Below are 17,231 nucleotides of genomic sequence, written 5' to 3'. Positions count from 1 at the left end.
GCCTTGAGGCCGCAGCGGAAATACAGGCCATGGCGCGGAATGTCGAGTGCCAGCGCTTAGGGCGCGCAGCCTTGCCGTTGACGAAGCGCGGCGCTGGTTCTAGAACAGCAGCAACACTTCCGTGGTGATTTGGCCGGTCGGCTTGCAGCCACGTTAAACAATTCGCTAAAGGGCCGTTTGCAACCTGTAAACCGGCTTTGCGAAGGCAGGCCGGTTTTTTGTTGTCCGTCGGCCCGGACACCGCATCGGGCAAGATCGATGCGGCATGGATGAGGACTGCAATGGCCGCTCAGCGCGCTGCACGAACCAATGACGAGGCCGACCATCCGTCGAGCCCGCTGCTGCAGTTCGGCCCCGACAGGCCGCTGAAGCTCGACGCTGGCACGCTGCTGTCGCCGTTCCAAATCGCCTACCAGACCTATGGCACGCTCAACGATGCCCGCTCCAACGCGATCCTGGTCTGCCATGCGCTGACCGGCGACCAGCATGTCGCCAGCACCAATCCGGTAACCGGCAAGCCGGGCTGGTGGGAAGTGCTGATCGGCCCCGGCAAGATCATCGATACCAACCGCTTCTTCGTCATTTGCTCCAATGTCATCGGCGGCTGTCTCGGTTCGACCGGTCCCGCCTCGACCAACCCGAAGACCGGCAAGCCTTACGGGCTCGAGCTGCCGATCATCACCATCCGCGACATGGTGCGCGCGCAGGCGATGCTGGTCGACCATTTCGGCATCGAAAAGCTGTTTTGCGTGCTCGGCGGCTCGATGGGCGGCATGCAGGTGCTGGAATGGGCCGCCAGCCATTCCGAGCGCGTCTTCTGCGCGCTGCCGATCGCCACCGGCGCCCGTCATTCCTCGCAAAACATCGCCTTCCACGAAGTCGGCAGGCAGGCCGTGATGGCCGATCCGGACTGGCACGGCGGCAAATATCTCGATTTGGGCAAGCGCCCTGAAAAAGGGCTCGCTGTCGCCCGCATGGCCGCCCATATCACTTACCTGTCGGAAGCGGCGCTGCACCGCAAATTCGGCCGCAACCTGCAGGACCGCGAGGCGCTGACCTTCGGCTTCGACGCCGATTTCCAGATCGAAAGCTATCTGCGCCACCAGGGCATGACCTTCGTCGATCGCTTCGACGCCAACTCCTATCTCTATTTGACCCGCGCGATGGACTATTTCGACCTCGCCGCCGACCATGGCGGACGCCTGGCCGATGCCTTCGCCGGCACCAAGACGCGCTTCTGCCTGGTCTCCTTCACCAGCGACTGGCTGTTCCCGACCGAGGAGAGCCGCTCGGTCGTGCATGCGCTCAACGCCGCCGGCGCCTCCGTCTCCTTCGTCGAGATCGAGACCGATCGCGGCCACGACGCCTTCCTGCTCGACGAGCCGGAACTGTTCGCGGCGATCAACGGCTTCATCGCCTCGGCCGCCCGCGCGAGGGGACTCAGCGCATGACCCCGAAAAGTTGCAGACTTTTCGGACCGGGATCATGCGCCAGGCAGGAGGCGAAGTCATGAGCGTCAACCGCGCCCAGCGTGTCGATCTCGAGGTCGTCACCGATCTGATCCCGCCAAACTCGCGTGTCCTCGATGTCGGCTCGGGCGACGGTCTGCTTTTGGAACTGCTGCAGGAGACCAAGCAGGTCGACGGCCGTGGGCTCGAACTGTCGCAGCGTGGCGTCAACGAATGTGTGGCGCGCGGCCTCTCGGTCATCCAGGGCGACGCCGACACCGACCTGAAATTCTATCCCGACAAGGGCTTCGATTTCGTCGTGCTGTCGCAGACCATGCAGGCGACCCGCAACCCGAAGATCGTGCTCGACGAATTGCTCAGGATCGGCAACCGCGCCATCGTCTCCTTCCCCAATTTCGGCCACTGGCGCGTGCGCTTCTCGCTACTGGTCAAGGGCAGGATGCCGGTCACCAAGGACCTGCCCTATTCCTGGTACGACACCCCCAATATCCACTTCTGCACCATCCGCGACTTCGTCAATCTGTGCGAGGAGCTTGGCGCGACGGTCGAGAAGGCAACCGCGCTCGACGCCGCCGGCCAGAAGATCGGCTTGTCGATGCCCTGGTGGTTCTGGAATTTCTTCGGGCAGCAGGCGGTGTTTTTGCTGAAGCGTTAGCTTGCGGCGTGAATTCCTCATGCATGGGCTGTCAGCCAAGCACATCCGTAGCCTTGTGCGGATGCTCGACGCCGTCAACGAAGATCACGTCGGAGTTCGAATTGCCGGTGCGCAACGAAAGGATCGCCTGGTAGGCCGGCGAACCATACCAGTCCCGCACATGCTGCCGGTCCGGGAATTCGATCACGATGAGATGCCCCGACCAATCGTTCTCGACGACGTCGACCTCGCCGCCATGCACGAGAAAGCGGCCGCCGAAAGGCGCCAGCGAGGCATCGATCTTTTCCAGATATTCGGTCATCCAGGGACCGGGCGTGACATCGCGCATGTGGGCAACGGCGTAAGCGGTCATCATCTACTCCTTCATTGGAAGCCGACCTCCGGCTTGATGGGAGCAGGTTGCAAGATCGAGGTATTCCCGTCGATTACCTCCGAAGTCATCATTTCGGGGAGACGAAGCGGGGATTGGCGAGATCGCGGGCCGCCGACGGTGTTGCTTTCGCAGCGCGGCCGAAGAAAAACCGCCTCCCGCCAATACACATCAACGTGACAGCGACACCTGCTTCTTGTTAGCGTCTTCGGACAATTTGGGGGGGAACATGCATAACGAACCACAGCAGATCCTTCGGGCAATTCGCCGAGCCGGGACCTAACCAAGCCAGATGCCGACCGAAGCGGTTCCGCTGATCACAGTCATCACGCCGACACACAACCGGCGCAGCCAGGTTGTGCGCGCGGTGGAAAGTGTTCTGGCCCAGACACTTACCCGCTTTGAGCACATTGTGGTCGACGATGGCTCGACCGATGCCACGGCCGCCGCGCTGGCCGAAATTCGCGATCCAAGGCTGATCTATGTCGGCGCCAAATGGCGCGGCGCCAATGCCGCGCGCAATGCCGGTATCGAGCGGGCGCGGGCGCCGGTGGTGACCTTCCTCGATTCGGACGACGTCTATCTGCCGGACCGTCTGGAGCGGACGCTGGCGCAGTTCGATCGGAACCCATCGCTCGAGGTGTTGATCAGCTCCTTCCTGTCGGTGAAGGGCGGCCACAGCACCAAATGCATCAATCGCGAGGGCTTTCTGGACAAGGGCACGCTGCAGCGCGCTTTGGTTTCACAGACCATGTTCATCGCCGGCTCGGCGATCACCGCGCGTCATGAATCGCTGCTTGCGATCGGCGGCTATGACAGCGACGTCGCGCGCATGCAGGACCTCGAATTGCTGCTGCGTTTTTCCCAGCGTGGCGGCGCCATGCTGTCCGAAGTTATCGACTGGAAGAAATACCATTCCGAGAATTCGATCTCCCGGCGCCGTAACGGCTATGTCGAGGCCTATGCCAACCTGATCGACAAGCACCCCTATATTGCCGACCGCTATCCCGATGTGCCGCCTTACATGATCACGCGTCAGATCATCGCCGATGTCCTCAAGGGCAGGTTGCCGGCGGCATTTTCGGGCTATCACGCCAACCGGTCGTCCAAGGCGCTCGGCTATTCGGTGGGGCAACTGCTGCGCGGCTATGTCGCCGGCCGCCGCTGGCGTCGCGATTGCCGTGGCGAATTCCGCGCCAAATACGGCGCTCGACCAGCCTGAGCCGGGACCAATTCCAGGAAAGGCGATTCCGGAATTGCGTCAAAACAAAGAGTTAGAGCGCGTCGTCTGAATCCGTTTCAGCGCGACGCGCTTTAGGCCTTGGCGACTTCTTTCTTGCGGCGTGTCACGTGCGGCGGCGGTTCGATCGCGCCCGCCCGAACCCGTGCCGGCTTGAGCGGTGAGGCGCCGCTGTCCTTGACGATGGTGAGCGAGCGGGGGAAGAACTGGCTGTTGTGCAGCCCACGGCCGATGTTGAGGATCGCGGTGCCCGCCAGACGCTTTTCCATCATCGACAGCACGCGTCGCAGCGACGGGCCGTCGAACGCATCCAGCGCCTCGTCGATGATCACCCATTTCGGCTTGCGCAAGGCGAGCCTGGCGAAGGCCAGCGAACGCTGCTCGTCATCGCTGAGTTCGCGCTCCCAGCGGCCCGGATGGTCGAGCGACGATGCCAGCCGCTCGAGGCCTACCTCGGCAAGCACCGCCTGGAAATCGGCATCGCTGGCAGGCCCTGCTCCATTCGGATGAAGCACCTCGCGCAATGTTCCCGCCGGGAAATACGGCACGCGCGGCACGAAGATCGGGGTTTCGCCTGCCGGCAGGCCGATCCGCCCTTTGCCCCACGGCCACAGGCCGGCGATGGCACGAAAGAACAATGTCTTCCCGGCGCCCGGCTCGCCGGTGATCATGACACGCTCGCCGGGATGGATTTCGACGTGGCTGTCCGCCAGCTTGGTGCAGCCTTGCGGCGAGGCCACTTGGAGCGTTTCGAAAGTCAGGCTGCCATTGGCGTTGTCGCCGAATTCGATGCGCTTTTCCTTGTCGTGCAGCACATCGGTTTCGCCGAGCGCGATGCGGAAATCGGCGACACGCATCAGTGTGGCGCGCCAGTCCGCGATGCTGCCGATGTTGTTGACGAACCAGCGCAGGGACGAATGCACCTGGTTGAAGGCGCCGACCGCCATCATCAGCCCGCCGAAACTGATATCGCCCGCGAAGTAAACCGGAGAGGCAACCAGGATCGGCGCCACGACGGTGATCCAGCCGTAGGTATCGGTCACCCAGGACAGATTGATCTGGGCGGTGAAGATGCGCCGCATGGCACCCAGCACCGTGCCAAGGTCGATTTCGAGCCGCCGCTTGGCATCGGCTTCGCCATGGTAGAGCGCGATCGCATCGACATTCTCGTTGACGCGCACCATCGACGAGCGCAGCTCGGCCTCGCGGGTGTAGCGATCGCTGTTGAGCCTGATCAGCGGGCGCCCGACCAGCCAGCTCAGCCACGAGGCTATGCCGGCATAGATGAACGCCGCCCACACCATGTAGCCCGGTATCGCCAGTGAATAGCCGCCAACGTGGAAGACGAAGCCGGACGACAATTGCCAAAGCACGCCGACGAAGGAAACGAGCAGGATGAATGACTGCAGCAGGCCGACGCCAAGGTCGGTCGACAGGTCGGACAGATGCGCTGCGTCCTGCTGCATGCGCTGGTCGGGATTGACGCCGATGGCGCCGGCATTGGCCAGCCGGAAGGCGCGCGCCGGCCGCATCCACTGGTCGATCAGGTCGAGCGTCAGCGCTTCGCGCAGCTTCAGCCGGAACATCTGGTTGAGCCAGGTCTGGCCGATGTTGAGCACCAGCAGCCCGCCGGCGATCATCGCAAAGACCATAAGCTGGTGCAGGAAGGCCGTCATGTCGCGACGCGCCAGCGCATCGTAGAAAGGCTGGTTCCAGCTGTTGAGCAGCACCTGGCCGACCGATGTCGCGACGATGACACCGACAATGCCGATCGACGTCCAGGCCAGCCACTTGCGAACCGGCGATACCACCAGCCCATGCCTGATCGTCACCATCTGGTCACGCAGGCTGCTGGCCTCGACCGAGACGGCGGCCTGCTCAGTGCCGGGCTTATGATCTGCTTCATCAGCCATACGGGAAATCCATGCTTTCGGGAGCGGTCCTCAACGCCGATACCGCGCTTCGACCTTTGCCCTGAGATAGGGTGATGATTGGCCTGTGGCGCAAGGCGCGGCCGCGATCACGAACGCGTCACCGGGCCTGGCGGAGCCTCAGCCACCTGGCGGCCGAGCCGTGTTGCGCCCTGCGGCGAGAAGACCGGCACGAAGACGCGGCGCGAGGCGCGTTGGGCCACCGGCACGCCCTGGTAAAGCCGCTTCTGCGCCTCGACGACGATGACGCCGGAAAAGATCGGCCAGAACCGCCTGCCGGCCTTTTCCAGCACATTGTGGAACCGCATCATGAAGCGCCGTGGCGACGGCGGAAAAAACAGCGCGTCGCACCACGCGGCGGGCGTGAAATTGGCCTCGCGCAGCAATTCGGTGAGCTGGCCGCGCGAGAATGGTCGGCCATTGCCGAACGGTGTGTGCTCGAAACGCGCCCAGACGCCGCGCCGGTTGGGCACGACGATGACCACGCGCCCCGCCGGTGACAAGACGCGCCAGATCTCGTTCAAGGTTTCGCGCGGATTTTCCGCGTGTTCGAGCGAATGCACGAGCAGCACGCGGTCGATGCAGGAATCGACCAGCGGCAGCTCCTCGTCGAAGACCAGCGCGGTCGCTGTCGGCCCCGTTGCCGGCCACACCACCGCGCCTTGCGTCGCCGGCATGAAGGCAAACACGCGCTCGGCATCGGTGCCGAAGCGCTCCAGCCACGGCAATGTATAGCCAAGCCCGACCAGCCGCTCGTTGGGGACGGTCGCCCATATCGACGACAGCGCCATGCTGATCGCGCGCTCGGCCAGACGTCCGAGCGTGGTTGAGTAGAAAGAGCGCAGATCGACGATATCCGAATGCATGCGCGGGACGGTAGCTGCGATGCCTTCCAAGTTCAACAAAGGCCGATGACATCGGCGGCCAAGCGCCCTATGTCTGCGGCGATCAGAGGAGATATGCCGTGTCCGTCGAAATCGAGCAATTCATGTGCCGCACCGACAATTTCGGCGTGCTGGTGCGCGACCCCAAAAGCGGTCAGACGGCAATCATCGACGCGCCGGAAGAAGCGCCGATCCTGGCTGCCATCAAGCGTACCGGCTGGACGCCGACAATGATCCTGACCACGCATCACCATGCCGACCATGTCGAAGCCAATCTGGCGCTGAAGGAACGCTTCAAGCTGCGCATCATCGGCCCGGAGGCCGAGAAAGCAAAGATCCCGGGCATCGACGAGACCGTCGGCCAAGGGTCGGTCGTGCGCCTCGGCGAGGAGACGATCGAGGTCATCGAGACCCCCGGCCACACTGCCGGCCATGTTTCCTATCATCTGCCCGCATCGAAAGTGGCCTTCACCGCCGACACGCTGTTTGCGCTGGGCTGCGGCCGGCTGTTCGAATGCAAGCCGCCGGTGATGTACGAGTCCTTGAAGAAACTGGCGGCACTTCCGGCCGAGACCATCATCTATTGCGGCCACGAATACACGTTGGCCAATGCGCGCTTCGCGGTGACGGTCGACCCGGGCAACCCACTGCTGAAGCAGCGTCTGGCGAAAATCGAAGCGCTGCGCGCCGACAACAAGCCGACGCTGCCGACGACGATCGGCGAGGAACTGTCGACCAATCCGTTCCTGCGCTGGCACGATCCGGCGATCCGCAAGCATCTCGGCATGGAGAAAGCCTCCGATGCCGAGGTGTTCGCCGAGATTCGCAAGCGCAAAGACAACTTTTGAGCCTTTTTGCATGACCAGCGCCGCCGAAATCATCGCCACGCTCGACCTTCAGCCGCATCCCGAAGGCGGGTGGTATGCCGAGACGTTTCGTGATGCCGCTGCCGGCGGGCGAGGCCATTCGACCGCGATCTACTTCCTGCTCGAGCAAGGCCAGCTTTCGGCCTGGCACCGGGTGAGGGACGCCGCCGAGGTCTGGCATTTCTACGCCGGCGCGCCGCTGGCGCTGGCGATGCATGAGGAAGGCTCGGGCAATGTCATCGAGCAGGTGCTGGGCGCCGCACTTGCCACCGGCGAGCGGCCGCAGATCGTCGTGCCGGCCGGCTGGTGGCAATCGGCGCGCAGCCTCGGCGAATGGACCCTCGTCGGCTGCACCGTCGCGCCGGGCTTCGATTTCGCCGCTTTCGAGATGGCCGCGCCCGGCTGGCAACCGACCACGGTCTAAGCCAACAGGAATCCCAGCGTGATCGCCAGCTGGGCGGCGTAATAAAGCACCCAGACCGCGTAGCGCATCCACGCCCGCTGCGGCGAGATCGCCGCGAGCAGGAAGCGTTCGGCCGCCAGTAACCCGTCCGACGCCATGAACAGGACCGCGCCGGCGATGACCCAGATCTTGTCCGTGGTGAGCGCCGATATCCCCATGGCCATGATAGCCGCGACATAGACGGCGATCGGGATGCGCAGTGGCGGGCCGACCCGGCGCCAGAGCGCGGCAAGCATGACAATACCGAATGCCGCCATGGCAAGCGCGATCGCGCCCCGCCAGGATTGCGAACTCAACAGGTCGAGTCCGCTGCCTGCCTGCAGGAACAGCGCGACATAGACGATATGGGCGGCAAGAAAACTCGCCAGCCCGCCGAGGAAGGCCTTTTCACCGTCGCGCGACAGGAAAGCGTCGCCGACGGCGCTCAAGCCCAGCGCCACGATCAGCAGCAGCGGGCCGCCTTGCATGACGGCAAGCGCCGCCAGAAGCGCGACGGTCAGCGTCTTTGCCGCTGTGCGCGACAGCTTCGGCGGCATGTCGAGGGCAAAGGCGTAGATCACCGCCGCCGCGAACGAAAACAGCAGCGTCGCGTTGGCATTGGCTTCGATGCCGCCCGAAAACGGCATCATGCGCTGGCCTCGCCGGTTGCCGGCTTGCGCATCAGCAGCGATTTTGCCGCGAGCGCAGCACCTCCGGTGATGAGCACGCAGGCGGCGACGATGCGCAGCGACGGTTCGGCGACCCCCGCCGCGATCAGCACCAGCGTCGAGAGCAGCGGTGCGGCATAGCTCGCGGCGCCCAGCACCTGGATGTTGCCGCGCTTGACGCCGATATCCCAGGCATAGAAGGCCGCGCCGACCGGCATCAGGCCGAGCCCGACCACGGCCAGCCATTGTCCTGGGCCATCGGGCAGCACCGTCTTCTCAAGCAGGAGATGGCAGCCGAGCGAAAGCACCGATGTCGCGGCGCAGAACCAGGTGACGATCGAGGTCGGCACCGAGGGGAAGCGTCGCGACAGCAGCGAATAGGACGACCACAAGAGCGCGCAGACGGCGGCCATGGCATAGCCGAAGGCATAGCGCGCATCGAAGGCAAGCCCGCCACCCTTGGTGACGATGAGGAAGGTGCCGGCAAGGCCGAGCAGCGCGCCGACGACATGGTTCCAGGCCAGCCGCTCGCCCGGCATCAGCGCCGAGCCGAGCACGATCAGCAGCGGCCAGAGATAGGCGATCAGGCTCGCCTCGACCGCCGGCGCGTTGCGCAGCGCCGTGAAGTAGAAGAAGTGGTATCCGAACAGCCCGGCAATGCCGATCACCCACACCTGCGGCGGGATCTTCTGGCTCCTGTCGGGGGCCGACATGATCAGCCGGGCAGCGAGCCCGACGCAGGTGCCGATGGCGAAGGTGATGGCCGACAACAGGAACGGCGGCACCTGCCCGGAGGCGTTGGTGAGCAGCGCCAGCAGCGCCCACATGGCGACAGCCGAAAACCCGATCAATGTCGCGCGCCCCATGTATTCCCCCGGCGGCGCGCCGCGGCGCCTTCAGCAATTCCAGGAAAAGTGCCTCGCGGTCTTCCGTCCGGAATTGCGTAGACCTGAATTAATTCACCGCTTCGAACCGTCCCGCGCTGATGGTCAGCGGACCGATCTGGGTCCCGACCGTGGCGTGGATCGGCGCATATACGCCGGATTGGCCGAGCGGTGCAAACGTCACCAGCATGCGGCTCTTGTTCTTGAGATAGTCCAGCGCCTTGCGGCCCTTGCGATAGCCCGCCACCGGCTCGAAACCCATCTTGCAGGTTACGGTATCGCCCTTATAGCCCTTTACCGAAATCGAGCCTTTCGAGACATAGGTGAGCGTCAGATCCGCGCGCATCTCGCCGTCATAGAATTTCACCGTCCGGCCGCAGACCTTGTCGAGGCTGTCGGCATGGATGACGGTCGCGGCCATCGGGTCGAGCACCGACTTCAGATCGCCGGCGCCGACCGGAACCCAGCTCTTGGGGTTACGCGCGCCTGGTGCTGGGATGACCTGGGTCGAGGTAACCGCGCCATCGGCGAAGCGGATGGCGACAACCGAGGCTTTCTTGCCGGAGGTATAATCGGCCCGGAACGCCTGCGGCTGCATCTGCTTGGCGGACATGCTGCCTTTCGACGAAATCGTGCCTTTCGTGTCGTCGAATAGCCTGCCGAGGCCGGCGGCCGAGACGGTGCCGTTGATGGCATAGCTGTCGCCTTCGTAGTGGCTGGAAAAAGTCGCCCTGGCGATCGAAAGGCCGAGATAAGACACCGTGTACTCGCCCTTGAAGGACTGCGGCGCGGCGGCGGCGAAACTTGTTGCCGGCGTGGCAACGGCAAGCAGTGCGGCAAATGCGTGAGATGGACGGAGCATGGCGGCTGGCGAATCCTGACGGTTCGGCCGGAAACGCGACGGTTCCAGCCTGGCATATCCCTTCGCAAAGGGCTTATAGGATGAAATCCGGCCTTTATATGGAGCAGGCATGACAGCTGGCCACCTGCCGGAGCTTGACGCAGTGGTGAAATGCCACTATGGAACGCCAACTTTTCCAAAGGCCGCCTGACCGAGACCGCGCGCCGCCTGGCGCGGGCTGAATGGTTTGGCAGGCTTAGAACTGAAGGTTAGACCAAATGTCCCGCACTTGCGAACTCACTGCCAAGGCAGTCCAGACCGGCAACAATGTGAGCCACGCCAACAACAAGACCAAGCGTCGCTTCCTGCCGAACCTGGTCAATGTGACGCTGATTTCCGAAGCGCTGAACCAGAACGTCCGCCTGCGCATTTCGGCCAACGCGCTGCGTTCGGTCGAGCATCGCGGCGGCCTCGACGCGTTTTTGGCCAAGGCCGACGCCAAGGAGCTGTCGCAGCGCGCTCGTCTGCTCAAGAAGCAGATCGCCAAGAAGCTCGCCGAGCAACCGGCCGCTTAAGCAATCAGGCGGGGGACGACCGCCTCGAACATCGGAGCAATCCGGTGTTCGAAATTAGCGAGCGGCGACGCTCAGCTGGTTCCATTACCCAGGATAAAAAAATGAACTTCCTTACGCGATATCTGCCCTTCGTCGCTGCCATGGCGCTTGTCGTCGTGGCCTCCAACATCCTTGTCCAGTTCCCGATGCAGGGTCAGGTCAGCGGCCTTGCGCTGGCCGATGTGCTCACCTGGGGCGCCTTTACTTATCCCTTCTCCTTCCTGGTCACCGACCTTGCCAACCGTCGCTACGGCCCGGCCGTGGCGCGCAAGGTGGTGTTCGTCGGCTTCATGACCGCGGTCATCTGCTCCATCCTGGTGCCGCCCTTCCTGTTCCGCCACGGGCTGATCGAGTTTGAGACCGCCGCGGACCGGCTGGTGCGCATCGCCGCCGCTTCGGGCGCGGCTTTCCTGACGGCGCAACTGCTCGATGTCACCGTCTTTAACCGACTACGCCGTCAAAGCTGGTGGCGCGCGCCGATCATCGGCACACTGGTCGGCTCGGTCTTCGACACGATCGTCTTCTTCGGCGTCGCCTTTTCCGCCGCTTTTGCCTTCGCCGGACCGAATGACAGCTTTGCGCTGGAGACCGCGCCGCTGATGGGCGTGCTGCCGGTCGAGACGATGCGCTGGGTGTCCTGGGCACTCGGCGACCTGTCGGTCAAGCTGGTCATCGCCGTGGTCGCGCTGATCCCCTACCGGCTGCTCGCCACCCGCTGGAGCCAGCCGGCCGCAGTCGTTACACCTTGATCCCCTGGATCCAGCTTGATTCGGCCCGTACGCCGGACGGCGCGCAGGAACTTCGCCTGAAGCGGCGCGGCGCCGAATTCTCGATCATGCTGGGCGCCAACGAGCTGATGAACAGCCGCCTCAGCGGCTCCGAGGAGGCGCTGGCCACACTATCCTGCGAGCGGCTCGCCGGCCGCAGGAGGCCGAGGATCCTCATCGGCGGGCTCGGCATGGGCTTCACCTTGCGCGCCGCTCTGGCCGCTTTCGGCGCCGACGCCGCCATCACAATTGCCGAACTTGTGCCCGCGGTCGTCGCCTGGGCGCGCGGCCCTATGGCCGAGATTTTTCATGACTGCCTCGACGACCCCCGCGTCACCATTCAGGAAGTCGACGTCGGTCAACTGATAAAGGCGGACAGCGACGCCTGGGACGCTATCCTGCTCGACGTCGACAATGGTCCCGAAGGCATCGTCTACCAAGGCAATGACTCGCTCTACAGCGCGGCCGGCTTAGCCGCGGCGCTTGTCGCCTTGAGCCCCGGCGGCGTGCTGGCGGTCTGGTCACAAGGCCCCGACAGCGGCTTCACGCGGCGGCTAAAGCAGGCGGGCTTCGCGGTCGAGGAGATCAACACGCGCGCCCGCGGCAAACGCGGTGCCCGTCATGTAATCTGGATCGCAACCAAAAGGTTGTGATCTGGATCGCAACCAAGGCACGCTGATCTTCTGCCGGCTGTACGCCCTCAATTCGAACGCGCCGGTCGGCCCACGCATCCGACCACCGGGCTTTACGCTTTGTTACGGCCGATGGTGCAGGATCGCGAAAACTCTGTCCTGGACGCAATTCCGGACGGAAAATCGCTTCGCACTTTTCCTGGAATTGCTTTGGACACCGCGACCGACATGACCGTGCAAGGCACCGGTTGGAAAAATGACCTGCTGATTGCGTTCTGCGCCACGCTGGTGGTGGTGACGATCAACGCGGTCTCTGGCTTCCCGACGCTTGCCGACTATGGCGGCGACAATGACAGCATGTTGCGGCTGGTCGAGGTCCGCGACCTGCTCGCCGGCCAGAGCTGGTTCGATCTCCATCAATACCGGATGGGCGTGTCGGGTGGCTTCCTCATGCACTGGTCGCGGCTGGTCGACGCGCCGATCGCGCTGATCATCTTGGCCTCGGAGGCGCTGGGCGCCGGCGTCGAAACCGCCGAACGGGCAGCCCGCATCATCTGGCCGACCTTGCTCTACGGGCTGACCATATTCGTCATCATGCGCGCCTCACGACGCTTTGCCGGCGCGAATGTGGCGATGCCCTCGGTCATTCTGTCGACGGCGGCGCTTTTCTTCCTCGTCATCTTCAGCCCCGGCGTGATCGACCATCACAATGTCCAGCTGCTTTTGACTGCGGCGAGCCTCTGTCTCTTGATGGCGGCTCCATCCTGGCGGCCAGCGGCGCTTCTCTCCGGTATCTGCTCGGGCCTGACGCTTGCCGTCGGCATGGAGACCGCCCCCTATGTGGCGATGCTCGGCGCCTGCGCTGCCGTGCTTTTCATCGTCGATGAAAAGGAGCGGCCGACAGCACGGGGCTTCGGTCTCGGATTTGCAGGGATCGCGTCGATCGTCTTCGTCACGACCATCCGGCCGTCGGATTGGGGCGTGGCTCAATGCGACGCATTCTCGTCATTCCAGTTCGCGGTCGCCGCGCTGTCCGGTTTCGGCCTTGCGGCAATCGCCGGCCTGTCCATTGCTTCGACGGTCCGGGCGCGGCTTGTTTCAATGTTGGCGCTGGCAGCTATGGTCGTGGCCGTTGTGCTGGTGCTGTTCCCGCAATGTCTGGCCTCGCCTTATGCTGGCATCGATCAGCGCGTGATGGACGACATCGTGGAAGCGCAGCCTTTTTGGCGCGTCGCCGTAACGCAGCCGAAGCTGATGGCAGCGCGCTATGTAACGCCCTTCATCGCGATCCTATTGATCGGTCTTCAGCTCCGAAGCCGTCGCTTGCGCCGTGAGGAAACGCTGACCGCTGTTCTGCTGGTCACCGCCTTTGTCGTCAGCCTCTGGCAGGTGCGCGGCTCGACCTTCTCCGTAGCTTTCGCAGTGCTGCCGCTCTCGGCGTGGATCGCGAAGATCCGCTTGCAAGCTAATGCCGCGCCGTCGTGGCGCATCTCCAGCCGTATCGTCGCGGCGTGGTTGGTCTCGCTCAACGCGACGTGGGCCGGTGTCGCGGTCGCGGCGCAATCCGTGGTCCAGAAAGCGCCGCAGCACCGGGCCAATTCCGATGCCGACCATGCCGTGACCTGCGCCAAGACCAGCGACTTCGCCGATATTGCCGCCATGCCGGCAACCACAGTGCTTGCCTCGTCCAATCTTGGTTCGGGAATATTGCTGTTCACCAGCCACCGGCCGCTGGCTGGCCCTTACCATCGAAACGTCGGGGGCAATATCGCTATGCTCGATGCGTTCCTGGGAACACCGGACACCGCCCGCACCATAATCTGGCGCGAACAGGTCGGCTTGATCGCGATCTGCCGAGGCGACACCGAAGAAATGACTTACGCCAAGGAGGCACCCGGGGGATTGGCCGCGCAATTGCTGCAAGGCAACGTACCGGCCTGGCTGGAACCGGACAGCTCGACCGCCGGCAAGCCGATCGAGATCTATAAGGTCCGCTAACGCTACATTTTTCCTGGAAATTGCTCTAACAGCGCCGCTCAATCCTGGTGCAGGATGAACTCCAGATAGAGATTGCGCTGCAGGATCGAATTGTTGTCGTCGGACACCATCGACACCATCAGCGCGCCGCCCTCGCGGGTCCAGACGTCGAGCCCTTCCATGTTGTCGATCTGGTAGCCCATGTCGGCTTCCATCAGCACCGGTCCGTCGGCGACCATGCCTTTGGCGACGCTCTCGCCATAGATGCGCCTCAGCCGCATCTTCACCCCGTGAACCATCGAGAAGCTGCGCTCCAGAAGCAACAGGTCGCCATCCGGCAGGAAGGCGCCGTCGGTGATGTCGAAATCGCCGTTGCGCTTGACGGTGAAGACGCCCTTATGCGGGCCTTCGATGACGGCGGCATAGACGTTGCCCGATTTGTCGAGGCTCCTCTCCGAGACGACGACCAGGCCGCCCGCGTGCTGTCCGTAAGCATTGGCGTGGGTGACCGTCTCGAAGCCGCGGTTCTGGCGCAGCTCACGCACCGGGACCAGGAAATCGAGCTGCTTGAACGGCGCCTTCATATTGGCTGGATCGATCCTGAACTGGGCGATGCGATGGTTACGCTCGAAGCCGACAGTGGCGATGCCGTCCTTGACCGCAAGACCTTCGGCATCGACTTCCCATTTCCGGTCGATCGGCCGTCCAGAGGTGTCGACCATCGGCTGGATGCGGAAATTCGTGATGCCTGACGGGCGTTTGTCGGCATCATGCGCGACGGTGCCGAAGAACCAGAAGCCGGTGTCGGCGACACCGACGAAATCGCTGCCGGGTTTCAGAAAGCGAAATGCCGAGAGCGCGCCGAAATCACGCGCTGACGCGGTCATTTCCAGGCCACCGACGAATTCAAACGACCCGAACCGCGTCTCGTCATGGCCGATATGGAACTGCGTGATCGGTCGCACCGAAATCTCGACCGTTTGGACTGCAGCCCGTTGCGCCGCGATCGCCGGCAAAACACCCACGCAGGCCAGCATGCAGACGAAAAGTGTCCGCCGCGCCCGCCCGCCGGAAAAGATCATCCGGCGCGCCGCATGCCGCCGCCGCGGCGTGTGTCGCGCACACTCTCTTCGCCGAACAGCGAGGCCAGTTGCTCGGTCATCGCGCCAGCCAGTTCCTCGGCATCGACGATGGTGACGGCGCGGCGATAGTAGCGCGTGACGTCGTGGCCGATGCCGATGGCCAGAAGCTCGACCGGTGAGCGCGTCTCGATCAGTTCGATGACGCCGCGCAGGTGCCGCTCCAGATAATTGCCGGGATTGACCGAGAGCGTGGAATCGTCGACCGGCGCGCCGTCCGAGATCATCATCAGGATCTTGCGCTGCTCGGGCCGGCCGATCAGCCGGTTATGCGCCCACAGCAGCGCCTCGCCGTCGATGTTTTCCTTGAGCAGGCCTTCGCGCATCATCAGGCCGAGATTGCGCCGCGCGCGCCGCCACGGATGGTCGGCCGATTTGTAGATGATGTGGCGCAGATCGTTGAGGCGGCCCGGATTCGGCGGCTTGCCGTCCTTCAGCCATTTCTCGCGCGCTTGGCCGCCCTTCCAGGCGCGGGTGGTGAAGCCGAGGATCTCGACCGAAACACCGCAGCGCTCCAGCGTGCGCGCCAATATGTCGGCACAGGTCGCGGCGACCGTGATCGGCCGGCCGCGCATCGAGCCGGAATTGTCGAGCACCAGCGACACCACCGTGTCGCGGAATTTTGTGTCGCGCTCCTGTTTGAACGATAATGGCTGCATCGGATCGATGACGACGCGCACCAGGCGAGCCGGATCGAGATAGCCTTCCTCCAGGTCGAAATCCCACGAACGGTTCTGCTGCGCCATCAGCCGGCGCTGCAGCCGGTTGGCGAGCCGCCCGACGACACCTGAGAGATTGGCGAGTTGCTTGTCGAGGAAGGCGCGCAGACGGTCGAGCTCTTCTTCCTCGCAAAGGTCCTCGGCGCCGACCGTCTCGTCGAAGGCGGTGGTGAAGACCTTGTAGTCGATCTCTTTGGGCAGGTTGAGGAACGGGTTGTCGTTGCGCTTGGCTTCGCCCGGCGTCTCGGCGTCGGCATCGTCTTCATCGGAAAGATCGTCGGAGGTGGCGTCGGTCGCTTCGGTCTCGGCCGACTCTTCCTCATCGGCGGAGGCTTCGGCGTCCTCGGACTGCGACTGCTCGGAGCCGGAATCGTCCTCGCCGCCCTCCTCGCTCTGGTCCTCGCTTTGCTGCTCGTTCTCCTCGTTGTCTTCGGAGTCCTCGGTCTCCTGGTCGTCGCCGAGCTCCTCGGCCATTTCCATGGAGACGAGCATGTCGCGCACGACACGCGCGAAAGCCTGCTGGTCGTCGAGCTTGGCCGACAGGCCGGCCAGATCGTCGCTGGCCTTTTCCTCGACCCATGGGCGCCACAGATCGACCAGCCGCTCGCCGCTTTTCGGCACGGAGCGTCCGGTGAGCTTCTCGCGCACCATCAGCGCGATCGCCTCTTCGAGCGGTGCGTCGGCCTTGTCCTTGACGTCGACGAGGTTCGCCTTGGCGTATTTGTCCTCGAGCATCGAGCCGATATTGTCGGCGACGCCCTGCATGGCGCGGCTGCCGATCGCCTCGACGCGCGCCTGCTCGACCGCGTCATAGACGGCCCGAGCCAGCTTGCCTTCCGGCGCCAGTTTCGTGTGGATGCGCTGGTCGTGACAGGCGCGCTTCAGCGCCATGGAATCGCCGATGCCGCGGGTAATCGCGATGTCGTTGCGCGAGGCCTTCTTCGGCAGCTCAGGCAGCCGGGCACGGTTTCCCGCCAGCGCGGGCCGGTCCTTGGCAAAGCCGACCTCGAGGTCCTTGTCGCCGGCGACGGCTCGCATGCAAACAGTGACGGCGCGCTTGAAGCTGTCGGCTTCAGACCCGTTCTTCGGCTTGTTGCGCGTGTTGTCGCCCGGACCCGCCATCAATCATTCCC

17 protein-coding genes and 1 riboswitch are annotated in these 17,231 nt (G+C 63.8%); of the genes, 9 read left to right on the top strand and 8 right to left on the bottom strand.

All coding sequences use genetic code 11. The features are described from left to right. Positions 1 to 111: 111 nt before the first annotated feature. A riboswitch (SAM riboswitch) is annotated at positions 112 to 189 on the top strand. 92 nt (positions 190 to 281) lie between these two features. Next, positions 282 to 1,451: a homoserine O-acetyltransferase gene (locus tag AB6802_RS25730; RefSeq protein WP_371013007.1), complete on the top strand. Its 1,170-nt coding sequence runs from the start codon at positions 282 to 284 to the stop codon at positions 1,449 to 1,451. A 58-nt stretch (positions 1,452 to 1,509) separates the two neighbouring features. Next, positions 1,510 to 2,124, top strand: coding sequence for a methionine biosynthesis protein MetW (metW, locus tag AB6802_RS25725; RefSeq protein WP_371013006.1), 615 nt, complete (start codon positions 1,510 to 1,512; stop codon positions 2,122 to 2,124). Between the two features lie 31 nt (positions 2,125 to 2,155). Here the strand turns inward: metW and AB6802_RS25720 are convergent, their stop codons facing one another. Next, positions 2,156 to 2,476 (bottom strand): DUF1330 domain-containing protein, encoded by a 321-nt coding sequence (locus tag AB6802_RS25720; RefSeq protein WP_371013005.1) that lies wholly within the window; start codon positions 2,474 to 2,476, stop codon positions 2,156 to 2,158. A gap of 310 nt (positions 2,477 to 2,786) precedes the next feature. Here AB6802_RS25720 and AB6802_RS25715 point away from each other — a divergent pair, with 310 nt between their 5' ends. After that, entirely contained in the window at positions 2,787 to 3,716 is a 930-nt protein-coding gene (locus AB6802_RS25715; RefSeq protein ID WP_371013004.1) for a glycosyltransferase family 2 protein, read from the top strand. Between the two features lie 92 nt (positions 3,717 to 3,808). On the opposite strand, the gene AB6802_RS25710 is transcribed toward AB6802_RS25715, so the two are convergent. Together AB6802_RS25710 and AB6802_RS25705 are read right to left on the bottom strand one after the other, a co-directional pair. After that, a complete protein-coding gene (locus AB6802_RS25710) occupies positions 3,809 to 5,647 on the bottom strand; it encodes an ABC transporter ATP-binding protein/permease (RefSeq protein WP_371013003.1) in 1,839 nt (612 codons plus the stop codon). A 107-nt stretch (positions 5,648 to 5,754) separates the two neighbouring features. Continuing rightward, on the bottom strand, positions 5,755 to 6,531 hold the full coding sequence (locus AB6802_RS25705) for a class I SAM-dependent methyltransferase (RefSeq protein ID WP_371013002.1): 777 nt from the start codon (positions 6,529 to 6,531) through the stop codon (positions 5,755 to 5,757). 98 nt (positions 6,532 to 6,629) lie between these two features. Between AB6802_RS25705 and gloB the strand changes: the two genes are divergently transcribed. Then, on the top strand, positions 6,630 to 7,397 hold the full coding sequence (gene gloB / locus AB6802_RS25700; RefSeq protein WP_371013001.1) for a hydroxyacylglutathione hydrolase: 768 nt from the start codon (positions 6,630 to 6,632) through the stop codon (positions 7,395 to 7,397). A gap of 10 nt (positions 7,398 to 7,407) precedes the next feature. Next, positions 7,408 to 7,839, top strand: a complete 432-nt coding sequence (locus tag AB6802_RS25695) for a cupin domain-containing protein (RefSeq protein WP_371013000.1) — start codon at positions 7,408 to 7,410, stop codon at positions 7,837 to 7,839. On the opposite strand, the gene AB6802_RS25690 is transcribed toward AB6802_RS25695, so the two are convergent. From AB6802_RS25690 to AB6802_RS25680, 3 genes are all read right to left on the bottom strand, one after another. Next, positions 7,836 to 8,507, bottom strand: coding sequence for a lysoplasmalogenase (locus AB6802_RS25690; RefSeq protein WP_371012999.1), 672 nt, complete (start codon positions 8,505 to 8,507; stop codon positions 7,836 to 7,838). The genes AB6802_RS25695 and AB6802_RS25690 overlap by 4 nt on opposite strands. Beyond that, on the bottom strand, positions 8,504 to 9,391 hold the full coding sequence (locus tag AB6802_RS25685) for a DMT family transporter (RefSeq protein ID WP_371012998.1): 888 nt from the start codon (positions 9,389 to 9,391) through the stop codon (positions 8,504 to 8,506). The genes AB6802_RS25690 and AB6802_RS25685 overlap by 4 nt, the downstream gene beginning before the upstream one ends. 88 nt (positions 9,392 to 9,479) lie before the next feature. Next, positions 9,480 to 10,271, bottom strand: coding sequence for a DUF3108 domain-containing protein (locus tag AB6802_RS25680; RefSeq protein ID WP_371012997.1), 792 nt, complete (start codon positions 10,269 to 10,271; stop codon positions 9,480 to 9,482). 257 nt (positions 10,272 to 10,528) lie between these two features. On the opposite strand from AB6802_RS25680, the gene rpmB reads away from it, so the two are divergent. From rpmB to AB6802_RS25660, 4 genes are all read left to right on the top strand, one after another. Next, positions 10,529 to 10,825, top strand: coding sequence for a 50S ribosomal protein L28 (gene rpmB / locus AB6802_RS25675; RefSeq protein WP_140784042.1), 297 nt, complete (start codon positions 10,529 to 10,531; stop codon positions 10,823 to 10,825). Between the two features lie 101 nt (positions 10,826 to 10,926). Then, positions 10,927 to 11,613: a queuosine precursor transporter gene (locus AB6802_RS25670; RefSeq protein ID WP_371012996.1), complete on the top strand. Its 687-nt coding sequence runs from the start codon at positions 10,927 to 10,929 to the stop codon at positions 11,611 to 11,613. After that, positions 11,610 to 12,284, top strand: a complete 675-nt coding sequence (locus AB6802_RS25665) for a hypothetical protein (RefSeq protein WP_371012995.1) — start codon at positions 11,610 to 11,612, stop codon at positions 12,282 to 12,284. Before AB6802_RS25670 ends, AB6802_RS25665 begins: the two co-directional genes overlap by 4 nt. A 189-nt stretch (positions 12,285 to 12,473) precedes the next feature. Continuing rightward, on the top strand, positions 12,474 to 14,261 hold the full coding sequence (locus AB6802_RS25660) for a GtrA family protein (RefSeq protein WP_371012994.1): 1,788 nt from the start codon (positions 12,474 to 12,476) through the stop codon (positions 14,259 to 14,261). Positions 14,262 to 14,299: 38 nt separating this feature from the next. Here AB6802_RS25660 and AB6802_RS25655 read toward each other — a convergent pair whose 3' ends face one another. Continuing rightward, positions 14,300 to 15,322 carry an esterase-like activity of phytase family protein gene (locus AB6802_RS25655; protein WP_371012993.1) on the bottom strand — a complete coding sequence of 341 codons (1,023 nt, stop codon included), beginning with the start codon at positions 15,320 to 15,322 and terminating at the stop codon, positions 14,300 to 14,302. Further along, positions 15,319 to 17,220 carry a cobaltochelatase subunit CobT gene (cobT, locus tag AB6802_RS25650; protein ID WP_371012992.1) on the bottom strand — a complete coding sequence of 634 codons (1,902 nt, stop codon included), beginning with the start codon at positions 17,218 to 17,220 and terminating at the stop codon, positions 15,319 to 15,321. Before cobT ends, AB6802_RS25655 begins: the two co-directional genes overlap by 4 nt. Positions 17,221 to 17,231 lie beyond the last annotated feature (11 nt).

The sequence above is a fragment of the Mesorhizobium sp. RCC_202 genome (assembly GCF_041355295.1).
Classification (GTDB): Bacteria; Pseudomonadota; Alphaproteobacteria; order Rhizobiales; family Rhizobiaceae; genus Mesorhizobium.
Note: the sequence above shows the minus strand (reverse complement) of the source record. Positions and strands in the feature narration are given on the sequence as shown.

Bases quoted from the DNA above. Each gene is read 5' to 3' on its own strand.
- AB6802_RS25685 (WP_371012998.1), bottom strand. From the start codon at position 9,391: ATGGGGCGCGCGACATTGATCGGGTTTTCGGCTGTCGCCATGTGGGCG.
- AB6802_RS25715 (WP_371013004.1), top strand. From the start codon at position 2,787: ATGCCGACCGAAGCGGTTCCGCTGATCACAGTCATCACGCCGACACAC.
- AB6802_RS25730 (WP_371013007.1), top strand. From the start codon at position 282: ATGGCCGCTCAGCGCGCTGCACGAACCAATGACGAGGCCGACCATCCG.
- AB6802_RS25680 (WP_371012997.1), bottom strand. From the start codon at position 10,271: ATGCTCCGTCCATCTCACGCATTTGCCGCACTGCTTGCCGTTGCCACG.
- AB6802_RS25690 (WP_371012999.1), bottom strand. From the start codon at position 8,507: ATGATGCCGTTTTCGGGCGGCATCGAAGCCAATGCCAACGCGACGCTG.
- AB6802_RS25655 (WP_371012993.1), bottom strand. From the start codon at position 15,322: ATGATCTTTTCCGGCGGGCGGGCGCGGCGGACACTTTTCGTCTGCATG.
- AB6802_RS25670 (WP_371012996.1), top strand. From the start codon at position 10,927: ATGAACTTCCTTACGCGATATCTGCCCTTCGTCGCTGCCATGGCGCTT.
- AB6802_RS25705 (WP_371013002.1), bottom strand. From the start codon at position 6,531: ATGCATTCGGATATCGTCGATCTGCGCTCTTTCTACTCAACCACGCTC.
- rpmB (WP_140784042.1), top strand. From the start codon at position 10,529: ATGTCCCGCACTTGCGAACTCACTGCCAAGGCAGTCCAGACCGGCAAC.
- AB6802_RS25720 (WP_371013005.1), bottom strand. From the start codon at position 2,476: ATGACCGCTTACGCCGTTGCCCACATGCGCGATGTCACGCCCGGTCCC.
- cobT (WP_371012992.1), bottom strand. From the start codon at position 17,220: ATGGCGGGTCCGGGCGACAACACGCGCAACAAGCCGAAGAACGGGTCT.
- AB6802_RS25695 (WP_371013000.1), top strand. From the start codon at position 7,408: ATGACCAGCGCCGCCGAAATCATCGCCACGCTCGACCTTCAGCCGCAT.
- AB6802_RS25710 (WP_371013003.1), bottom strand. From the start codon at position 5,647: ATGGCTGATGAAGCAGATCATAAGCCCGGCACTGAGCAGGCCGCCGTC.
- metW (WP_371013006.1), top strand. From the start codon at position 1,510: ATGAGCGTCAACCGCGCCCAGCGTGTCGATCTCGAGGTCGTCACCGAT.